Source organism: Mesorhizobium sp. M0217, assembly GCF_040321955.1.
Classification (GTDB): domain Bacteria; phylum Pseudomonadota; class Alphaproteobacteria; order Rhizobiales; family Rhizobiaceae; genus Mesorhizobium.
The window spans coordinates 44,953-62,985 of sequence record NZ_JAMYSN010000015.1 but is presented as its reverse complement, the minus strand read 5'-3'; the positions used below and the strand labels follow the sequence as shown (position 1 = coordinate 62,985).

Genomic DNA, 18,033 nt, shown 5'->3' with positions numbered 1-18,033 from the left:
GGGACAGCACCCCCCTCTGCCCTGCCGGGCATCTCCCCCGCAAGGAGGGAGATCGGCGGTTTCGATGCTCCGCTCATTCATGGAACATTGCCGAAGCGGTCGAGCGTGTAATCTCCCCCCTTGCGGGGGAGATGGCCGGCGGGCCAGAGGGGGGTGTGAAGGATCGCCACGCAGCGGCTTTTGCTTGCTGCTACCCAAAAAGAATCCGCACCCTGTAGGATCGCCGCCCCATCGCTCGTCCTTGGTCCGAAGCCAGCAAACGGCTCGAGCCGCTTAGGAGGGAACACCCGTGAGTATTTCTCAAACCATGCCCGTCTCATCGGGCGCCCTGTGGACCGGCCGCGTGCTCAGCGGCCTCATCATCCTGTTCATGATCTTCGACGACGTCATCAAGCTGCCGCCGCTCGATGTCGTCACCCAGACCATGGTGCCGCTCGGCTGGCCGGCCGATGTCAATGTCGCGCGCACGCTCGGCATTATCGGGCTGATCTCGACCGCGCTCTATGCGCTGCCCCGCACCTCGGTGCTCGGCGCCATCCTGCTCACCGGCTATCTCGGCGGCGCCATCGCCACAAATATGCGCGTCGGCAGCCCGTTGTTTTCGCACACGCTGTTTAGCGTCTATCTCGGCATCATCCTGTGGGGCGGTCTCTATCTGCGCGACCCAAGCGTGCGCACCCTGATCCCGTTCAGCCGTTAAGCGAGGAGAAAAACATGCCCAGCACCATTCTCATCATCCTGGTCGTCATCATCGCCGCCGTGCTCATCTATGCGGCGACGAGGTCGAATGATTTCGTCACCGCCCGCACCGCCAGCATCAAGGCCGCGCCGGAAGCGATCTTTCCGCTGATCAACAATTTCAAGCACTGGCCGGAGTGGTCACCCTACGAAAAGCTCGACCCCGAGATGAAGCGCACGCTGTCGGGCGCTGATGCCGGCAAGGGCGCCGCCTACGCCTGGGAAGGCAATGCCAAGGCCGGCAAGGGACGCATGGAGATCGTCAATTCCGTGCCATCCTCGCTGGTGTCGCTGAAGCTCGACTTCGAGAAGCCGTTCCGGGCCAACAACAGCGTCGACTTCACCCTGAAGCCCTCGGGCGACACCACCGCAGTCACCTGGGCAATGCGCGGCAGCCGGCCCTTCATTGCCAAGCTTTTGGGCCTCTTCATGAATTTCGATACGCTGATCGGCAAGGATTTCGAGGCTGGCCTCGCCAATCTGAAGAAGGCCACTGAAAGGTAAAACGTCCTGCATTTCAACAAGCTCGGCGGCGGTCGTTACGAATGTGACAGGCGCGCGCACCGCGATCTCTCACGTCATCGGGATCAAATCAGCCGTCTGGGAGTTAGAGCCGTGGCGGCGAGGACGGCGATCCGCGTGAGAGAGGAACGATAATGAAAAGAGCGATGATCATTCTGGTACTGGCGACCGCACTGGGTGCGTGCTCGCAAACCGAAAAGGGTGCCGCGGTCGGCGGCCTCGGCGGCGCGGCGGTTGGCGCAGCTGTGGCAAATGATCCGGTTCAGGGCGCCGTCGTCGGCGGCGCCGTCGGCGCCGTGGCCGGCGCGCTGATCGGCCGTGCCAGCGAAAGCGGTCAATGTCGCTACCGCGGCCGCAACGGGCGCACCTACATCGCCAGCTGCCCCGACGGTTATTGAACACAGCCAGGTCCAACATCGGAAACCGGCGGCTATAGATCGCCGGTTTCGCTGTTGCCCAAGGCAGCTGGACCATGGCTGCCTGCGCTACAGCAATCCCCGGATATGCTCCCAAGCCAGGCGGCCCAGGCGCGTGTCGGCGTCGTCATTGCCGCCATGGGCATGCAGCCTCGAGCGCGGCGTGATTTCGCCCGGCAGCAGAATGCGGTGGCCGGCGTCGGGCACTGAGACGAGGCAGGTGGTCATTGCTGTGTCCTGGCGACGCCGAACGATCGACTGGGCAAAATCCAGCGATGGCCATAGCGCGTCGTCGCCGCCCGCAACCAGAACAATGTCGGCTGAAATAGCTTCGGCGGGAATGGCAGCCTTGGCCGCTGCGTCCTTGAAGGTTTGCAAGGCACGTAGGAAGAGCCGCCGGTAGGACACCAGACCATCGACATACTCAGCGTTCCAAGCGGGATTGCTTGGGACAAACGGCAAAGGAATCCCCTCGAGCGTCCACGACGATCGTTCCGGCCAGCTGACGCCGTCGCGGCCCGGCCCGATATTGCCCCAGACCACCGATGTCGGGCTGATCGCAACCACGAGGCCGATGCGTGGATCGTGAGCCGCCGCAAGCAGGGAGGCCTCGGCGCCTTTCGAGGTCCCGACATAGACGATGCGCCGGCATCCCATCTGGACAAGATAGTCGGTCGCCGCGAAAAACGTTTCGAGCGGGATCTCGCAAATGCCGGGCACCTGACCTTCGCCGCCAAACCATTGCAGCGCGAGAGCGGATGCTCGTTCCTTGGCAAAGAGCCGGGCGCGGGTGACGTCGATGCGGCCGCTCGATCCGCTGAGCACGACGACGCCTGTCGTGGCGCCGGCGCATCGCAACAGCGTTCCGGCTACGCCGCCGAAAAGGGTCTCTTCCGTGACGGTCCGCTCAGTCATCTTTCGTTCGAACGCATATGACATCGCCGCACATTAGCAAAACGGCGGGCACAGGCCCGCCGTTTTGTCGATGCGATGACGCGATGCTTATTCTGCGGTGGCGGCTTCCGCTTCGGCCGGGGCTGCAGCAGCGGCGGCAACGGCGGCGGCAGCGTCTTCCTGGGCCTTCTTCAGCAGAGAGGCGCGTTCCTGCGCCTTCTTGCCGGGCTCGGCCTTCTTCGGGTTGGAGCGGGCTTCGCGCTTGAGGAGGCCGGCCTCATCGAGGAAGCGCAGCACGCGGTCGGTCGGCTGGGCGCCGTGCGACAGCCAATGCTTGACGCGGTCGGCGTCGACCTTGACGCGCTCGCCGTCCTTGGGCAGCAGCGGGTTCCACGAGCCGATCGACTCGATGAACCGGCCGTCGCGCGGCGAACGGGCGTCGGCGATGACGACGTGGTAGTAAGGGCGCTTCTTCGAGCCCGCACGGGCCAGTCTGATCTTCAAGGGCATTTCATTTCTCCTAAAATTTCTGATCTCAGTGTTGGGTTAATGGCTTTGTCTGGTGCAGGTCGTTGTCCCAAAACCGCTGCGCACTTTTGGGCGACATGCACTTTGTTAGCCGGTTTTGCTTGCGCCGTTGGACGCGGCGATCTGCTCGTGATGGCGGATCACTTCGCGGACGACGAAGTTGAGGAATTTTTCCGCGAAATCGGGGTCGAGATGAGCGTCCTTCGCCAGCTGGCGAAGGCGGGTGATCTGCTCCTGCTCGCGCGCCGGGTCGGCGGGCGGCAGGCCATGCTCGGCCTTGAGCACGCCGACCGCCTTGGTGCAGCGGAAGCGCTCGGCCAGCATATGAATGAGGGCGGCGTCGATGTTGTCGATCGAGGCGCGATAGCCGGCCAGGATGGTGCGTGCGTCGGCTATGTCTTTTTCTTCGTTCATAGCGTCCTCACTTCTTCTTTCCGAGGCCGGGCAGACCACCGCCGCCAAGGCCGGGAAGCTTCATGCCGCCGGGCAGACCGGGCAGGCCACCGCCGCTCGGGGTGGGCGGGCCCTTCATGCCGCCAAGGCCGGGCATCTGCTTCTGCAAGGCTTCGAGCTGCTTGGGATCCATCTTGGAGAGGTCGGGCATGCCGCCACCCATCATGCCGCCGGGGCCACCCGGCATCATGCCGCCGAGGCCCATCTTGGAGGCAAGGCCGCCCATCATGCCGCGCATCAGGCCGCCGCCTTTGCCCTTGCCGCCCATCGCCTTCATCATGTCGGCCATGCCGCGATGCATTTTCAAGAGCTTGTTGATCTCGGCCGCATCCGTGCCTGAGCCGGCGGCGATGCGCTTCTTGCGCGAATGTTTCAGCATGTCCGGATTGGCGCGCTCGGCCTTGGTCATCGACGAGATGATGGCGAGTTGGCGGCCGAACATCTTGTCGTCGAGGCCGGCGGCCGCCATCTGGTCCTTCATTTTGCCCATGCCGGGCATCATGCCCATGATGCCGCCCATGCCGCCCATTTTCGACATCTGCTGAAGCTGGCCGGCAAGGTCGTTCAGGTCGAACTTGCCCGACTGCATCTTTTTGGCCATCGCCGCCGCCTGCTCGGCGTCGATGTTTTCGGCGGCCTTTTCGACCAGCGAGACGATGTCGCCCATGCCGAGGATGCGGTCTGCAATACGCTTGGGGTGGAATTCCTCCAGCCCGTCCATCTTTTCGCCGGTGCCGATCAGCTTGATCGGCTTGCCGGTGACGGCTCGCATCGAAAGCGCGGCACCGCCACGGCCATCGCCGTCCATGCGGGTCAGCACCAGGCCGGTGATGCCGACGCGCTCGTCGAAGCTTTTGGCAAGGTTGACGGCGTCCTGGCCGGTCAGCGAATCCGCGACCAGCAGGATTTCGTGCGGGCTCGACATCTTCTTGATGTCGGCCATCTCCACCATCAGCGGCTCGTCGATATGGGTGCGGCCGGCGGTGTCGAGGATGACGACGTCGTGACCGCCGAGCTTGGCTGCCTGGACGGCGCGCCTGGCGATGTCGACCGGGTTCTGGCCCGCAATGACAGGCAGCGTCGCGACTTTGACCTGCTCGCCGAGCTGGCGCAGCTGCTCTTGTGCCGCGGGCCGCCGCGTGTCGAGCGAGGCCATCAGAACCTTCTTGTTCTGGCGCTCGGTCAGGCGCTTGGCGATCTTGGCCGAGGTCGTCGTCTTGCCGGAGCCCTGCAGGCCGACCATCATGATGACGACCGGCGCCGGCGCATTGAGGTCGATGGCGACGCCCTCGGCGCCGAGCATGTCGACCAGCTCGTCATGGACGATCTTGACGACCATCTGCCCGGGCTTGATCGACTTTACGACAGCCGCGCCGACGGCCTTCTCGCGCACCTTGTCGGTGAAGGAACGCACCACTTCCAGCGCAACGTCGGCTTCGAGCAGCGCACGGCGCACCTCGCGCAACGCCGCCGAGACATCAGCCTCCGACAGCGCGCCGCGGCCGGTCAGGCCGTTCAGGATGGAGCCAAGGCGCTCCTGAAGTGATTCAAACATTGGTCAACCCGCCGCCCGAGAGCGCCTCGGATTCATGGTGATCCCTGTCGGGCCGATGGCCCTCCACGCCTCTTGTGCGCTCCTGCAGCGATTCAAACATTCCGTTTCCTTTTTCTCAGGCACCCCGATGGTGCCCGAGAGGTAGTGCGTTCGCGCCGCTCATCCAAGCAAAGCTCAAAACCAAAAAGCACCCGGGGGCGCTCAGCGCTGCCGGGTGTTGGCCTCCAGGATCTGTTTACAGCACCCACCTCAAAAGGTTTTGGCGTCCTGGTCGGCTTGCTCAGAGGGATACTCGTCGCGGATTTCGGGGCTGTAGACAGGAAATCGGCCGAAGAGTCAAGACAAGGGCGGCCTCCCGGTCTCTGGATCGGTCCCTGTTTAGTTCACCCTGCACCCCGAGGGTCGGCCGTAACCTTCAGCGGCGAGCGCGGGTGCAGAAGCAGCAGGATCGTCAGCAAGGTGCAGACGATACCGATGGCGGCGATGATGACGGCATCCGTCGTCGTCCAGTCCGGACCTTCCAGCGGCTTGGCGTTGAACAGGGCGAAGGAATTGTAGTTCTCCTGATGCGAGATCAGCAGGAAGCCGGTGAGATTGTTGCCGAGATGGGCGCCGAAGGCGGCGCCGAGATTGCCGGTGACATAAACCACCAGCGTCAACAGCAAGGCGAAGGCGGCGATCGAGGCCAGCACGCAGGCGTTGATGGCGGGGGTCGAGCCCGGGCTCCAATGCAAGGAGGTGAACAGCAAAGCGGGCAATAGCGCCCACATGTAAGGGCTCTCGAAGCGCCTGGCCAGGCCGCGCAGCAGATAGCCGCGAAACAGCATCTCCTCGGACGAGGTCTGCAGCAGGGTCAGCGCCACGATCGGGAGCAGGAACAGCAGCCAGGTCGACAGGTTGATCGTGCCGCGGGCGATTTCGGGCTGTAGCCAGTAGAGCAGGATTTCGGAAAGCGCCGATGTGATCAGCACCGCGACCAGGCCCTTGAGGAAGCCCGACAAGGACACGCGGCGACTGGCGCCGAAAAGCGCCGAGAGCGGCTCGCCATGGACGAAACGCATGGCAAGCCAGAGGCCGAGCCAGATGCCGGTAAACGAGGTGAGTGCGGTGAGTATGCCGATGGGCGAGGTCAGAAAGCCCTGAAGCGGCCCGCGCGGATCGTCCGGCAATACATGCCAGACGATCGCGACATAGGTGCCGCCAAGCACCACAACCAGGGTGATCGCCACCCAGAACAGGACGACGACCGCCGTTCCAATTATCAGCCGCGGCAGGTTCGTCTTTTCGGTGGCCGTGTTGCGATAGCGCTCGAAGGCGGCTGGATCTGATATCACGCGAGTTCCTCTGCCGAACGCATCGGGTCGCATGATCTAGGGGATCGTCGGCTCTCGCGCAATTGCTGCTGTTCAGCGACCCTTTTGCCGCCCTCAGCCTCGGCAGGAGGGCGGCACGAGTTCACTTGTCATTCTTTCCAGGCAAAATCAGCGCACGACGTACATGATGCGCCGTGTCTGCGGGTCGACCAGCGCCTGCTGGCCATTCACATAGACGTAGCGGTAGCGGTAGTCGGGGATTTCGCGCAGTTCGACCGTGTCGGGCAAGGTGGCACCGGTCACCACCTCGCCCTCGAGATAGACAGGATCGAGCCGGTGCGTGCTGACATAGGTGCCGACTTCCGCCGGTGGCCTGTCGATGGCGTCGACGGGGCCGTCGTCGGACAGAATCGCACCGGTATAGGTATCGGGATAATCATCCTGCGGCGGTGCAACCACGGTGATGGCGGCGTCGGCGGGGCGGCGTGTCAGAACGACCCGGTTGCCGCCGAAATCGGCCGTGACATAGTCGGAATAGACCCAGCCCTGGCCTCCGGCTTCGGCAATGGTGCACCATTTGCTGTTTTCGATGCAGCCATTGAGCGTCGCCGACTGGCCGGCGGCGAGCACGCCGATCACGGGATATTGCGGGCCGGGGCCGGCGCGCACATTAAGATCGGTGACGGCCGAGACGGCGGTATCGGCGAGTGCCGCACCCGACATCGCGACAAGCGCCCCGGCGACGGCCGGAAACAATATGCGTCTCATGGTTTCTCTCCCTTTCATGGTCCCTCGCGACACCCAACGAAACCAGAGCGCATGCGTTCCGGCTAAAATACCGACGCCAGCTCACGATTTGTTCCGGTTTCTTTCGGCAAACCGGTCAAAAGCTCATGCACGAAGCTGAGTTTCTGCGCCGTCACGTCCGAAATGACGAAGGGATAGAGGTCGGGCAGGCCCATGCAGCGGTTGATCGAGTTTGAGGCTTCCGAGAGTACCAGCCAGCGGGCGAGAATCTTTCCGAACGGCTCGGGCACGGCGTTGGGTTCCGCGGGCGCCGCCTGCAACCGGCCGCCGGTGTCGCCTTGCGGCAGCACGTTGGTCTCCATCGTCTCAAGCTGGCCGAGTGGAAAATTCAGCGCGTGCACCATCTCCAGCGTGTCGGTGATGTGGAGATGGTGCGCCCAGCTCTCGGCCCAGTCTTCCCATGGATGCGACGTCGCATAGGCGGAGATGTGGTTCTGCTGCCAGTCGGGCGCAGCGCCATTGGCGTAATAGGCCTTCAGCGCCTGCTCGTAGTCGGGGCGTTCGTCGCCGAACAGCGCCCGGAAGGCATCGAGCCGTTGCGGCACGTCGCGGATGAGCCGGTCCCAGTAGTAGTGGCCAAGCTCATGACGGAAATGACCAAGCAGCGTGCGGTAATTTTCGCCCATCTCGACGCGCCGCCTCTCGCGCTCGGCCGAGTCCGCCTCGGCGACGTTGAGCGTGATCAGGCCGTTGTCGTGGCCGGTAAGGATGCGTTCGCCGCCGGGACCGCCGCCGATCGGATCGGCAATGAAGTCGAAGGCGAGGCCGATTTCATCGCCGGGGTTGTGCTTGGGCGCTACCGGAAGGCCGAAGGCGAGCAGCGAGTAGACGGCGCGCTTCTTGGCCGCCTCGACGCGAATCCAGCGGCGGCGGTTGCCGTCGACGGAGAGGTCGGGGATCAGCTGGTTCAGCACGCAGGCGCGGCAGTAGGTATGGCCCGGTTCGGCCATCCAGTTGCAGGCGCATTCATCCGCATTGGTGCAGTGGAAGATGCCGTCGACGTCAGACAAGGCAAAGCGCGCATGCTCGGGATCGTAAAGCACGAGACTCCCGCAATTCAGGCACTGCGCATTCTCGAAGTAGAGGCGGTGGCCGCAATGCGGGCAGTCGAACAGTTTCATGTCGATCTCAATGCGTCAGGCGTTGGCGTATGGCGTCAGAGGAGGAATATGGTGCGGAGCGGCGCCTCGCCCAAACGCCCGCCACGGGCCGCCGTTCCATGCCCCCGTCACCTCTTTTTACCCGAGCAGCGAATTCGCCTGCCCGGCGCCCGGGCGTTTCGGCCACAATAAGCACTTGATCGTAAGCAAATTCCGCTGCATTGGCCAGCGTAGCGCCGGGGGTACGGTGACAATGGCGCGTTTCGCTGGCAAGTTCGCAACCGGGACGTGATTCAGGCAATCAGGAGAGAAAGCATGGCATTGCTTGCCAAGGGAAAGATTATTGCTGCCGCGGTGGTCGCGGTACTCGCGCTGGCGACGGGCGCGCAGGCGGCGGCCAGCTGCGGCAAGACCGGCGCGGGCTTCGAAGCGTGGAAGCAGGACTTTGCCGCGCAGGCCAGGTCCGAAGGTGTCGGCGGGAAGGGTCTGGCTGCTCTGGCCGGTGCCAGCTACGCGACAAAGACAATCTCCGTCGACCGCGCCATCCACAAGGCTTTCAGCGGTTCGGTGGACGCCTTCATGAAGCGCCGTGGCGGAGCTGCGATCATTTCCAGGGGCCGTGCGCTGAAGAAGTCGAATGCGGCGATGTTCGACAGGATCGAGAGCAATTACGGCGTGTCGCCGGGCGTGTTGCTGGCCATCTGGGGCATGGAAACCGGCTTCGGAGCCTCCCTGGGCAACCAGAACACGGTCTCCGCCATTCTGACGCTTGCCTATGATTGCCGTCGCCCGGGGTTCTTTTACCCGCATGCCATTGCGGCGCTGAAGCTGGTCGATCGCGGCGCGCTGAGCGCCTCGTCGGTTGGGGCTGCGCATGGCGAGATCGGCCATACGCAGTTCCTGCCCGGCAATGTCCTGAAGTATGGCGTCGGCAACGGAAATCTGCGCGACAAGGCAACGGCCTTGGCTTCGACGGCCAACTTCCTCAAGGCTCATGGCTGGCGGGCGGGTGCGAGCGCGAGTGCGAATATGGGCGCCATCGCCGGCTGGAATTCCGCCAGCGTCTACCAGCAGGCCATCGCCCAGATCGCCGACGCGATCGACGGCAGCTGATAGAAACCTCTATTCGATGGAGAGCCCGGCCATGTGCCGGGCTCTTTGTTAATGAGAACGTCAGAATCCAATCGCTCGAAACGACTCCTGCACACTGCTCTCAATAATGCGCGTAGCCGCTCAACGGGCATTTTTGGGAGATGGGAACCTGGAAGGCGCCATCGACACCGCTGCAGTTGCGGTACTTGGACGTTCGCGGCGCGGTGGCTTTCGACCTTGACCTGCCCTTAATGTCCACTCCTGTCGGTTGGTCCGCGTGCGCGTAGCCGCTTAACGGGCATTTCTGGGACGCGGGAATCTGGAAGGGGCCGTCAAAACCATTGCAGCTACGCAAGTTGGACGCCCGTGTCGTCTTGGCGCGCGTGGCAGCCTTTGGCCTGCCTTTAATGTCCACCGAGGTCGGTTGGTCGGAATGCGCGTAGCCGCTTAACGGGCATTTCTGGGACGCGGGAATCTGGAAGGGGCCGTCAAAACTTTTGCAGGTGCGCAACTGCGGTGCTGCCAGGGCCTGCGATCCGCCAAAGACGATTGCGGCCGAAAGCAAGAGAAAAATACTGGTCTTCATTGTCGAACTTCCTCTGTCCAGCACGTAATTTAGATCGGACCGCTTTCAATCGCCTTTGATGACCTTCCAGATGTCCGTGGACTGGTCGAACTGGAGGCGGTTTATGTCGGAGAAGGTCAGCCGGCCGCTCTTCATGGCATCGACAAGGCGCCGGCATAGCAAAGGCGGCATGCGTTCCAGGGAAACGCCCATGAAAGCGGCGATCTCGTGTTTGGCCGATATGTTCGATATGGCCACCTTGCTGATGCAGCGCTCGTACGCCGCCTTGGGATACTCACTCACTTGCTCCTGTCCGGTTTGGCAACCGGCAAGCATGGCGGCCATTGCAGGCAACACTAAAAACCACGGCTTCATGTCAAATGCCCCCATCGATCATGATGAGAGGCTAGATACGGCTGCGCAAATATCAAGCATTAAAAGGCGGGTACGTCTTTTGCAATAGTTGGGCGCAAATAAAACCAGGCATCTCCGCCGGGTTTTCCTGGAATAGTAGTTGGGCTCAACCCTTGCGGTTGCGCGCGGCCAGCGTTCTCAGCCGCAGCGCGTTGAGGCGGATGAAGCCGGCGGCGTCCTTCTGGTCGTAGGCGCCGCGGTCATCCTCGAAGGTGACCAGCGCGTCGGAATAGAGCGTCTTCTTGGATTTGCGGCCGGTGACCATGACATTGCCCTTGTAGAGTTTCAGGCGCACCGTGCCTTCGACGTCCTCCTGGCTCTTGTCGATCATCGCCTGCAGCATCAGCCGCTCGGGCGAGAACCAGAAGCCGTTGTAGATCAGCTCGGCGTAGCGCGGCATGAACTCGTCCTTGAGGTGGCCGGCGCCGCGGTCGAGCGTGATCGATTCGATGGCGCGGTGGGCGACGATCAGGATGGTGCCGCCGGGGGTCTCGTAGACGCCGCGCGATTTCATGCCGACGAAGCGGTTCTCGACCAGATCGAGCCGGCCGATGCCATTGTCGCGGCCAAGATCGTTAAGCGCCGTCAGCATGGCGGCCGGCGACAGCTTCTTGCCGTTCAGTGCAATCGGATCGCCCTTCAAAAATTCGATCTCGATCTCGGTGACCTTGTCCGGCGCGTCCATCGGCGAGACGGTGCGCTGATGGACGAATTCCGGCGGCTCGTTCCACGGGTCTTCCAGCACCTTGCCCTCGGAAGAGGAGTGCAGAAGGTTGGCGTCGACCGAGAACGGCGCCTCCCCCCGCTTGTCCTTGGCCACCGGGATCTGGTGCTGCTCGGCGAAGTTGATCAGGTCGGTGCGCGACTTGAACGACCAGTCGCGCCACGGCGCGATGACCTTGATGTCGGGATTCAGCGCATAGGCCGACAGCTCGAAACGCACCTGGTCGTTGCCCTTGCCGGTGGCGCCGTGCGCAATGGCATCGGCGCCGACCTCCTGGGCGATCTCGACCAGGTGCTTGGAAATCAACGGGCGGGCGATCGAGGTGCCGAGCAGGTAGGTGCCTTCATAGACGGCGTTGGCGCGAAACATCGGGAAGACGAAATCCGAGACGAATTCCTCGCGCACATCGACGACGCGGATATCCTTGATGCCCATCATCTCAGCCTTCTGGCGCGCCGGCTCCAGCTCGCCACCCTGGCCGAGATCGGCGGTGAAGGTGACGACTTCGGCGCCGAGCTCGGTCTGCAGCCATTTCAGGATGATGGAGGTGTCGAGACCGCCGGAATAGGCGAGCACGACCTTCTTGACGTCTTTTGTCTTGGGCATTGCTGGGGACATTTTGGCGGTTCCGCGCGTGAGTTTCGCGGGCGAGGTATCACGGCATTTCCGGCCAGCGCAAGGGATGAACGGGCGCCGGCCGCCGCAGCCGCTGGACCAGATGCGACGCCAGTCAGTTGCTGGCGTGAGCGGGGAGGCTGCGTTATAGACCGACGATCATTCGCCAGGGGCCACCGATGTCCTTCATTCCCGACACCACAACACTGATCCAGTTCGCCGTCGCCACCATGATCCTGGCGATCACGCCGGGGCCGGATATGACGCTTTTCGTCTCGCGCACGCTGAGCCAGGGCCGCGCCGCCGGCTTTGCCTCGCTGGCCGGGGCGCTGTGCGGCACGCTGATCCATACAACTTTGGTGGCGGTCGGCATCTCGGCGCTGATCGTCGCCTCGCCAATGGCCTTCCTCGTGCTGAAAATCTTCGGCGCCGCCTATCTCGTCTTCCTCGCTTGGCAGGCAATCACCAAGGGCTCGGCGTTTTCACCGCAGAAGAAGAACGGGCCGCAAATTTCGCTGTTCCGCAGCTGGGCCGCCGGGCTTGGCGTCAATCTGCTCAACCCGAAGATCATCCTGTTCTTCATGACGTTTCTGCCGCAGTTCGTCTCCGCTCACGATCCGAACGCGCCGGGAAAACTGTTCTTCCTCGGCCTCATGTTCATCGTGCTGTCGGTCCCGGTGACAGCGCCGATGGTCTTTGCTGCGGAAAGGTTTTCGGCGGCGATGAAGGCCAGCCCGCGGGTGACGCGGGTGGTAGACTATCTCTTTGCCGGTGTGTTTTCGGCCTTCGCGCTCAAGATCCTGACCGCTCAGGCGAAGTAGCGGCCTGCCACCAGCTTCCGGCCCAGCGGCCGGCGCTTAGCCAGTAGAAGATGCCGCCGACCATGCCGCAGCCGATCACCGCGGCGATGGCGTGCGGTTTGGTGACGTCGACATCCACGTTCTGATGGACGAAGCCGAGGAAGGCCGCGGCCACCACGCCGCCCGCGAGTGCATAGAACAGCCAGTCGCGGCGGCTGAGGACCTCGGAGATCAGGATTGCGACCACCGCCGGTATGAAAGCGAAATAGGCGACAAACAGCGCCACGAACGGAATCGAAAAATAGAGCGCCGTGGCCATCATCGGGTGCGCATCGTCCGGCTTATAACCGACGGAAGCCAGGAACAGCACGTTGAGAAAGGCGCTCGCCGCCAATGAGGCGACGACATAGCCGAACAGGATGACGGTGAAGCGGACGAGGTAGGCGAAGAGGCGGCTCACGCCTCGCCATGCCCCGCAATCATCATGGCTTCCAGCGCCAGGCGGTCGACCTTGCGCATGCGTTCGGAGTCGGATTTGAGCTGGCCGCAGGCGGCCAGGATGTCGCGGCCGCGCGGTGTGCGGATCGGCGAGGCATAGCCGGCATTGTTGATGTAGTCGGCAAACTTCTCGATCGTCTCCCAGTCCGAGCACTGATAGTTGGTGCCCGGCCACGGGTTGAACGGGATCAGATTGATCTTGGCTGGAATGCCTTTGAGCAGCTTGATCAGCCCCTTGGCGTCCTCGATGGAATCGTTGACGTCCTTCAGCATCACATATTCGAAGGTGATGCGCTTGGCGTTGGACAGGCCGGGATAGGCGCGGCAGGCCTCGATCAGTTCCTTCAGCGGATACTTCTTGTTGATCGGCACAAGCAGGTCGCGCAGATCGTCATTGGTGGCGTGCAGCGAGATCGCCAGCATGACCCCTATCTCCTCGCCGGTGCGGAAGATCTCGGGCACCACGCCGGAGGTCGAGAGCGTAATGCGGCGCTTCGACAGCGACAGTCCGTCGCCGTCGGAGGCAATCAGCAGCGCCTTCTTCACCGCCTCGAAATTGTAGAGCGGCTCGCCCATGCCCATCATGACGACGTTGGAGACTTTTCTGCCCTCGGCAGGGACGATGGCGCCGTCGGGTGTGTCGCGGTCGGGGAAATCGCCGAGCCGGTCGCGGGCGGTGAGCAATTGCGCCAGGATCTCTTCCGCCGTCAAATTGCGCACCAGCTTCTGCGTGCCGGTGTGGCAGAACGAGCAGGTCAGCGTGCAGCCGACCTGCGATGAGATGCAGAGCGTGCCGCGGCCTTCCTCGGGGATGTAGACGGTCTCGATCTCGACGGGACGGCCGGCGCCGCGCGGCGGAAAGCGGAACAGCCACTTGCGCGTGCCGTCGGAGGAAATCTGCTCCTCGACGATTTCGGGCCTGGCGACGGTGAAATGCTTGTCCAGTTCGGCGCGCAGATCCTTGGAGATGTTGAACATGCCGGCAAAGTCGGAGACGCCGCGCACATACATCCAGTGCCAGAGCTGTTGGGCGCGCATTTTCGCCTGGCGCTCGGGCACGATGCCGGCACTGATGAGGGCCTCGCCGAGCTCGGTCCGGGTCAGGCCGATCAGCGACGGCTTCTCGGGCGTGGCGCGAGTGCGCAACGCGTCGCGTGCGCCCTCATTGGTGAGATCGAAGGAAAGGGTCATATCAGCGCCAATATAAGCGAATTGCGGCCGATTTCATCCATCGTGCCGAAAGAAGCGCGGCGCATAGCACAGGTTGCGGCGAGAGTCATGCGGCGGGAACCGCGCTAGCCTACTTGCACTTGGCGATCGACGTCAGCGCGGCCGAGATGCCTTTCAGCGAAAACACATAGGTCGTCGGATTGCCGCGGCCAGACTTCGCCGAGACCTTCATGTCGGTGCCGGTCTTCATGGCGGCGATCAGCACCGGCTCTTCGGCGGCGTTCTCGACCCAGGCCGACTTGCCGCGGGTGAACATCGAGAACGTCTTCTTGTCGATGGTGACGGTGGCCTTGGAGCCTTCCTGGAATGTGTAGCCGGCGATGAATTGCGGCTCGTAGGACACTTGCTGGCCCGGCCGCTGGCTGACGAAGAAGAACATGTCGCCGTGATCGAGCGTCGGCGGCTGCTTGTCGGTCGGCACGGTGAGCACATAGCAGACCTTGCCGCCCTGCGCCTGGTAGCTGTAGGTGCCCCAGGCACTGTGCTGGCCGATCTTGGTCGCCTGCTGCGCCAGCGCCGGCGCGGCAAAAGCCACCAGGACCAGGCTCGAGACTAGTGCAATCAATCCGCGCATCGCTTTTCCCGTATTCCAAATGGTGCGGGGCAGGCCGGCTTGGCGTCCTGCCCGTCGCTTCATTTTGATTTAATCTGGGTTACCAAACGGTGAATTTCCCTCGGAAAAGGACATTCACCCATGGAAACCACCGCCATTTCCGCGCCGCTTCTTGAAAAAACGGCTTTCGCAATGTCCCTGCGGCGACTTGGAGGCCACGAAAGCGGCAAGAGTTTGACTTTTCCAACGGCCGCAGCGGAACCCGAAGCCCAGCCGCTATCGTCCTGTTTGAGCGGAGGATTTCTTCTGAACCAAGTTGCCAACGCGACGCCGATTCAGCTCTTGTCGGCGATCGCCTCCTTGGCGGCCTTGCGGTGCGCAGGGGTGATATGGGCGCTTACCGTGGAGATCGCGGCGGTCAGCACGGCGATGTCGTCGGTGAAGCCGAGGCCGAAGACGAAATCGGGTATGACGTCGACCGGCAGCACGAAATAGCCAAGCGCTGCCAGCAATATGCCCTTGGCACGCAAAGGCGTCTTCCTGTCGAGCGCGCAATAATAGCCGGCGACGACCTCTTCCATGAACGGAATCTGCCGGGCGGCCTTCTTGGCCGTGCGCCAGAATTTGGCGCGCACTTCACTTTCGTCGCCGAGCTTGCTGCCGAAGCCGAAGAAATCAAAACCGGGCTGCTGCGCCATCAATCCTCTCCTTGCCGGCCGTCGCGCTACGCGTTGCGCGCGGCCGCCACGGAAAATGTGGTGAAAGTCCCGGTCCACTGCAAGAGGATGGCGCCGATTTGGCGTTGCCGCCCCAGCGTTCAGCCGCCAGCATACCCATTCATCTTCTTGGCCAGCGCGATGTCGAGCGCAGTGACACCACCGGCATCATGGGTGTTGAGCGTCACGTCGACAGTCTTGTAGACGTTCGACCAGTCGGGATGATGGTCCATCTTCTCGGCGGCCAGCGCGACGCGGGTCATGAAGGCGAAGGCTTCGGAAAAATTCTTGAAGTCGAAGCTGCGCTTGATGGAGGCGCCATCGGCTGCCTGCGACCAGCCGGCCAGTTCGGCCAGTGCGGCGGCGATGGCGTCCTTGCTGAGTTTCTCTCTCGTCATGATGATTTCCCGTGCTATCCCAGATATCGACCCTCACCATAATGCAAGTCGCCCAAAAGTCCTTTGCGTTTTGGGCTTCCAAATGCACGAACGGCGCATATCGAATGAGCGTAAAGCCGATAAATTCCATACTCTTCGTCTGCCTCGGCAACATCTGCCGCTCACCCCTGGCCGAAGGCGTGTTCCGCGCCGTGCTGGCGGAACGCGGCCGCGACATGGTGCTGGACGACATCGTGCTGGACTCTGCGGCGACCGGCGGCTGGAACCTCGGCGAAGCGCCCGACCCGCGCTCGATCGCGATTGCGGCCCGCCACGGCCTCGACATATCAGGGCAGCGGGCACGCAAGGTCAGGCCGGAGGATTTTTCGCGCTTCGACCTGATCCTCGGCATGGATCGGCAAAATGTCCGCGACCTCAAGGCGTTGGCGCCGGCCGGTGCGCGGGAACGTATTCATCTCTTGGCAGAGTTTGCGCAGGGCAAAACCCGCGACGTGCCGGATCCCTATTATGACGGGGCCGAAGCGTTCGCTTCGGTCTACCGCATGATCCGCGAAGCGTCGGAGGCGCTGGCGACGAGATTGGTGGCGCGGGCGTCGACGCCGGAGAGCGGCCACGCCTCCTCGACAATGTAGGGACCGCCGCCGACCGAATCGCGCGACGACATCAGCACGAAGCGGCCGACGCGAAACGGTAGCGTCGCAAAATTGCCGCGCGCCGACAGGTACTGGGCGACGTCGAGCGGGCTCGAATTGCGCAAGCGTGCCAGCGTAACATGCGGGGTGAACTTGCGCGGGTCGGCGGGCAGGCCGAGCCGCTGGCAGATGCGGTCGATTTCGCTCTGCAGCGCCGAAAGGTCGGGCGAGGCGAAGACGCCGGCCCAGACGGCGTGCGGCTTCTTCTGGCCGAAAGCGCCAACTCCGGACAGGGTGAGCGAGAAGGATGGGCGGTGCACCCGGTCGAGCGCGTTGGCGATTTCGTCGGCGACATGGCCTTCGACGTCGCCGATGAAGCGCAGCGTCAGATGGTAGTTTTCGACATCGATCCAGCGGGCTCCGGGCAGGCCGCCCCTGAGCAGGGACAGCGAAAGAGCGGCGTCACGCGGTATTTCGAGGGCGGTGAAAAGACGCGGCATGGTGAGCCTCCCTTCCTCGAATCGAACTGTGCCCCTAGCGAATCATCGATAGTCAAACGGGGCAAGTGGTTTGTTGGTTGCAGGCATTTTTACGAACAGGCGCCTCCAAGCGATGAATAAGCACTATTGCCGTGCCGCTTCGGCGCTTGCATTACCCAGATGCTGCATATGCTCTTCGAGCGCAGCATGAATGACTCGGGTCATCGGCAGCCCGGTCTTTTGTTTCAAAGTTCGCGCGAGGCGAACGCCGCGTTATTCTCGTCAGGCCGGCGTTCAACCGCCACCCTGAACTGCCGCAACAGCCTTCTCCACGGCGGGCAGGATGCGCTCGACCATCACTGCGACGCCCTTCGGATTGGGATGCAGGCCGTCCTCCAACTGCAGGCCGGACTGTCCGGCGACGCCATCGAGAAAAAACGGATAGAGCGGCACATCGTATTTCGCGGCCAGCTTTGGATAGATCGCATCGAAGGCGTTCTGGTAGTCGGCGCCGAGATTGGGAGCGGCGCGCATGCCGGCCAAAAGCACCGCGATCTTGCGCGCTTTCAGCTTCGCCAGCATGTCGTCCAGGTTCTTTTCCGTAATGCTGGGCGAGACGCCGCGCAGCATGTCGTTGGCGCCGAGTTCGAGGATAACCAGCCTTGTCCCATCCGACACCGACCAGTCAAGCCGCGCCAAGCCGCCGCTCGAGGTGTCGCCTGAAACGCCGGCGTTGGCTACGGTGACGTCATGGCCTTTGGCGCGCAGCGCAGCTTGCAATTTGTCGGTAAAGCCATCGCCAGGCCCGAGGCCGAAACCGGCCATCAGGCTGTCGCCGAAGCCGACGATGGTGAACGTCTCGGCGCGCACCGACGAAATGGCGCCGCAAAGGGTGACGAAAAGGACGAGCCCTGCGGCATTCAAGCGTTTGAAAGATATCTTGCGTTTGAAAGACATGTGGCAGGCCCCATATACCCGAGGAATTCTTCCG

The 18,033-nt window shown here is 62.9% G+C and carries 23 protein-coding genes; 6 read left to right on the top strand and 17 right to left on the bottom strand.

From position 1 onward, the window contains the following. The first annotated feature begins 289 nt into the window (after positions 1–289). The 3 genes from NKJ18_RS22015 to NKJ18_RS22005 all read left to right on the top strand — a co-directional run bounded on the left by NKJ18_RS22015 (position 290) and on the right by NKJ18_RS22005 (position 1,658). Entirely contained in the window at positions 290–700 is a 411-nt protein-coding gene (locus tag NKJ18_RS22015; RefSeq protein ID WP_352759657.1) for a DoxX family protein, read from the top strand. Between the two features lie 14 nt (positions 701–714). Next, a complete protein-coding gene (locus NKJ18_RS22010; RefSeq protein ID WP_352759656.1) occupies positions 715–1,242 on the top strand; it encodes an SRPBCC family protein in 528 nt (175 codons plus the stop codon). A 152-nt stretch (positions 1,243–1,394) separates the two neighbouring features. Next, a complete protein-coding gene (locus NKJ18_RS22005; protein ID WP_023687657.1) occupies positions 1,395–1,658 on the top strand; it encodes a YMGG-like glycine zipper-containing protein in 264 nt (87 codons plus the stop codon). Positions 1,659–1,745: 87 nt separating this feature from the next. On the opposite strand, the gene NKJ18_RS22000 is transcribed toward NKJ18_RS22005, so the two are convergent. From NKJ18_RS22000 to NKJ18_RS21970, 7 genes are all read right to left on the bottom strand, one after another. Beyond that, entirely contained in the window at positions 1,746–2,591 is an 846-nt protein-coding gene (locus NKJ18_RS22000) for an acyl-CoA thioester hydrolase/BAAT C-terminal domain-containing protein (protein ID WP_352759653.1), read from the bottom strand. An 87-nt stretch (positions 2,592–2,678) separates the two neighbouring features. Beyond that, positions 2,679–3,080, bottom strand: a complete 402-nt coding sequence (rpsP, locus tag NKJ18_RS21995) for a 30S ribosomal protein S16 (protein ID WP_023671705.1) — start codon at positions 3,078–3,080, stop codon at positions 2,679–2,681. A 105-nt stretch (positions 3,081–3,185) separates the two neighbouring features. Next, positions 3,186–3,512, bottom strand: a complete 327-nt coding sequence (locus tag NKJ18_RS21990) for a chorismate mutase (protein WP_352759650.1) — start codon at positions 3,510–3,512, stop codon at positions 3,186–3,188. 7 nt (positions 3,513–3,519) lie between these two features. Beyond that, positions 3,520–5,106: a signal recognition particle protein gene (gene ffh, locus NKJ18_RS21985; protein WP_023671707.1), complete on the bottom strand. Its 1,587-nt coding sequence runs from the start codon at positions 5,104–5,106 to the stop codon at positions 3,520–3,522. 383 nt (positions 5,107–5,489) lie between these two features. Beyond that, the gene (locus NKJ18_RS21980; protein ID WP_352759648.1) at positions 5,490–6,440 is read right to left on the bottom strand and encodes a CPBP family intramembrane glutamic endopeptidase; all 951 of its coding nucleotides are present in this window, start codon (positions 6,438–6,440) and stop codon (positions 5,490–5,492) included. Positions 6,441–6,587: 147 nt separating this feature from the next. Next, positions 6,588–7,187, bottom strand: a complete 600-nt coding sequence (locus NKJ18_RS21975) for a DUF1236 domain-containing protein (RefSeq protein WP_352759646.1) — start codon at positions 7,185–7,187, stop codon at positions 6,588–6,590. Between the two features lie 62 nt (positions 7,188–7,249). Then, a complete protein-coding gene (locus NKJ18_RS21970) occupies positions 7,250–8,347 on the bottom strand; it encodes a zinc-binding metallopeptidase family protein (protein WP_352759644.1) in 1,098 nt (365 codons plus the stop codon). A 294-nt stretch (positions 8,348–8,641) separates the two neighbouring features. Here NKJ18_RS21970 and NKJ18_RS21965 point away from each other — a divergent pair, with 294 nt between their 5' ends. After that, positions 8,642–9,439, top strand: coding sequence for a lytic murein transglycosylase (locus NKJ18_RS21965; RefSeq protein WP_023694544.1), 798 nt, complete (start codon positions 8,642–8,644; stop codon positions 9,437–9,439). A gap of 100 nt (positions 9,440–9,539) precedes the next feature. Here NKJ18_RS21965 and NKJ18_RS21960 read toward each other — a convergent pair whose 3' ends face one another. The 3 genes from NKJ18_RS21960 to NKJ18_RS21950 form a co-directional block, all read right to left on the bottom strand. Continuing rightward, complete coding sequence (locus tag NKJ18_RS21960) at positions 9,540–10,004, bottom strand: hypothetical protein (protein ID WP_352759643.1); 465 nt, start codon at positions 10,002–10,004, stop codon at positions 9,540–9,542. A 45-nt stretch (positions 10,005–10,049) separates the two neighbouring features. Beyond that, entirely contained in the window at positions 10,050–10,358 is a 309-nt protein-coding gene (locus NKJ18_RS21955) for a hypothetical protein (protein ID WP_352460998.1), read from the bottom strand. 145 nt (positions 10,359–10,503) lie between these two features. Then, positions 10,504–11,727: an argininosuccinate synthase gene (locus tag NKJ18_RS21950; RefSeq protein ID WP_023824374.1), complete on the bottom strand. Its 1,224-nt coding sequence runs from the start codon at positions 11,725–11,727 to the stop codon at positions 10,504–10,506. Positions 11,728–11,915: 188 nt separating this feature from the next. On the opposite strand from NKJ18_RS21950, the gene NKJ18_RS21945 reads away from it, so the two are divergent. Then, complete coding sequence (locus NKJ18_RS21945; RefSeq protein ID WP_352759640.1) at positions 11,916–12,557, top strand: LysE family translocator; 642 nt, start codon at positions 11,916–11,918, stop codon at positions 12,555–12,557. Here NKJ18_RS21945 and NKJ18_RS21940 read toward each other — a convergent pair. The 5 genes from NKJ18_RS21940 to NKJ18_RS21920 all read right to left on the bottom strand — a co-directional run bounded on the left by NKJ18_RS21940 (position 12,529) and on the right by NKJ18_RS21920 (position 15,931). Further along, the gene (locus NKJ18_RS21940) at positions 12,529–12,996 is read right to left on the bottom strand and encodes a hypothetical protein (RefSeq protein ID WP_352759637.1); all 468 of its coding nucleotides are present in this window, start codon (positions 12,994–12,996) and stop codon (positions 12,529–12,531) included. The genes NKJ18_RS21945 and NKJ18_RS21940 overlap by 29 nt on opposite strands. Beyond that, complete coding sequence (gene rlmN, locus NKJ18_RS21935) at positions 12,993–14,225, bottom strand: dual-specificity RNA methyltransferase RlmN (RefSeq protein ID WP_352666581.1); 1,233 nt, start codon at positions 14,223–14,225, stop codon at positions 12,993–12,995. Before rlmN ends, NKJ18_RS21940 begins: the two co-directional genes overlap by 4 nt. Positions 14,226–14,334: 109 nt before the next feature. Further along, positions 14,335–14,838, bottom strand: a complete 504-nt coding sequence (locus tag NKJ18_RS21930) for an invasion associated locus B family protein (RefSeq protein ID WP_352759634.1) — start codon at positions 14,836–14,838, stop codon at positions 14,335–14,337. 314 nt (positions 14,839–15,152) lie between these two features. Next, a complete protein-coding gene (locus NKJ18_RS21925; protein ID WP_023671719.1) occupies positions 15,153–15,515 on the bottom strand; it encodes a YkvA family protein in 363 nt (120 codons plus the stop codon). A gap of 119 nt (positions 15,516–15,634) precedes the next feature. Further along, entirely contained in the window at positions 15,635–15,931 is a 297-nt protein-coding gene (locus tag NKJ18_RS21920; RefSeq protein ID WP_023671720.1) for a 4a-hydroxytetrahydrobiopterin dehydratase, read from the bottom strand. A 104-nt stretch (positions 15,932–16,035) separates the two neighbouring features. Here NKJ18_RS21920 and NKJ18_RS21915 point away from each other — a divergent pair, with 104 nt between their 5' ends. Next, a complete protein-coding gene (locus NKJ18_RS21915) occupies positions 16,036–16,563 on the top strand; it encodes a low molecular weight protein-tyrosine-phosphatase (protein WP_023702599.1) in 528 nt (175 codons plus the stop codon). On the opposite strand, the gene thpR is transcribed toward NKJ18_RS21915, so the two are convergent. Beyond that, positions 16,467–17,063, bottom strand: coding sequence for an RNA 2',3'-cyclic phosphodiesterase (gene thpR / locus NKJ18_RS21910; protein ID WP_023818342.1), 597 nt, complete (start codon positions 17,061–17,063; stop codon positions 16,467–16,469). The two genes, NKJ18_RS21915 and thpR, sit on opposite strands and share 97 nt — an antisense overlap. 273 nt (positions 17,064–17,336) lie before the next feature. Further along, a complete protein-coding gene (locus tag NKJ18_RS21905; protein WP_502906173.1) occupies positions 17,337–17,999 on the bottom strand; it encodes an arylesterase in 663 nt (220 codons plus the stop codon). Between the last annotated feature and the right edge of the window lie 34 nt (positions 18,000–18,033).

Bases quoted from the DNA above. Each gene is read 5' to 3' on its own strand.
- NKJ18_RS21950 (WP_023824374.1), bottom strand. From the start codon at position 11,727: ATGCCCAAGACAAAAGACGTCAAGAAGGTCGTGCTCGCCTATTCCGGC.
- rlmN (WP_352666581.1), bottom strand. From the start codon at position 14,225: ATGACCCTTTCCTTCGATCTCACCAATGAGGGCGCACGCGACGCGTTG.
- NKJ18_RS21930 (WP_352759634.1), bottom strand. From the start codon at position 14,838: ATGCGCGGATTGATTGCACTAGTCTCGAGCCTGGTCCTGGTGGCTTTT.
- NKJ18_RS21955 (WP_352460998.1), bottom strand. From the start codon at position 10,358: ATGAAGCCGTGGTTTTTAGTGTTGCCTGCAATGGCCGCCATGCTTGCC.
- NKJ18_RS21960 (WP_352759643.1), bottom strand. From the start codon at position 10,004: ATGAAGACCAGTATTTTTCTCTTGCTTTCGGCCGCAATCGTCTTTGGC.
- NKJ18_RS22000 (WP_352759653.1), bottom strand. From the start codon at position 2,591: ATGACTGAGCGGACCGTCACGGAAGAGACCCTTTTCGGCGGCGTAGCC.
- NKJ18_RS21905 (WP_502906173.1), bottom strand. From the start codon at position 17,999: ATGTCTTTCAAACGCAAGATATCTTTCAAACGCTTGAATGCCGCAGGG.
- NKJ18_RS21920 (WP_023671720.1), bottom strand. From the start codon at position 15,931: ATGACGAGAGAGAAACTCAGCAAGGACGCCATCGCCGCCGCACTGGCC.
- NKJ18_RS21915 (WP_023702599.1), top strand. From the start codon at position 16,036: ATGAGCGTAAAGCCGATAAATTCCATACTCTTCGTCTGCCTCGGCAAC.
- NKJ18_RS21990 (WP_352759650.1), bottom strand. From the start codon at position 3,512: ATGAACGAAGAAAAAGACATAGCCGACGCACGCACCATCCTGGCCGGC.
- NKJ18_RS22010 (WP_352759656.1), top strand. From the start codon at position 715: ATGCCCAGCACCATTCTCATCATCCTGGTCGTCATCATCGCCGCCGTG.
- NKJ18_RS21975 (WP_352759646.1), bottom strand. From the start codon at position 7,187: ATGAGACGCATATTGTTTCCGGCCGTCGCCGGGGCGCTTGTCGCGATG.
- rpsP (WP_023671705.1), bottom strand. From the start codon at position 3,080: ATGCCCTTGAAGATCAGACTGGCCCGTGCGGGCTCGAAGAAGCGCCCT.
- NKJ18_RS21970 (WP_352759644.1), bottom strand. From the start codon at position 8,347: ATGAAACTGTTCGACTGCCCGCATTGCGGCCACCGCCTCTACTTCGAG.
- NKJ18_RS21965 (WP_023694544.1), top strand. From the start codon at position 8,642: ATGGCATTGCTTGCCAAGGGAAAGATTATTGCTGCCGCGGTGGTCGCG.
- thpR (WP_023818342.1), bottom strand. From the start codon at position 17,063: ATGCCGCGTCTTTTCACCGCCCTCGAAATACCGCGTGACGCCGCTCTT.
- NKJ18_RS21925 (WP_023671719.1), bottom strand. From the start codon at position 15,515: ATGGCGCAGCAGCCCGGTTTTGATTTCTTCGGCTTCGGCAGCAAGCTC.
- ffh (WP_023671707.1), bottom strand. From the start codon at position 5,106: ATGTTTGAATCACTTCAGGAGCGCCTTGGCTCCATCCTGAACGGCCTG.
- NKJ18_RS22005 (WP_023687657.1), top strand. From the start codon at position 1,395: ATGAAAAGAGCGATGATCATTCTGGTACTGGCGACCGCACTGGGTGCG.
- NKJ18_RS21945 (WP_352759640.1), top strand. From the start codon at position 11,916: ATGTCCTTCATTCCCGACACCACAACACTGATCCAGTTCGCCGTCGCC.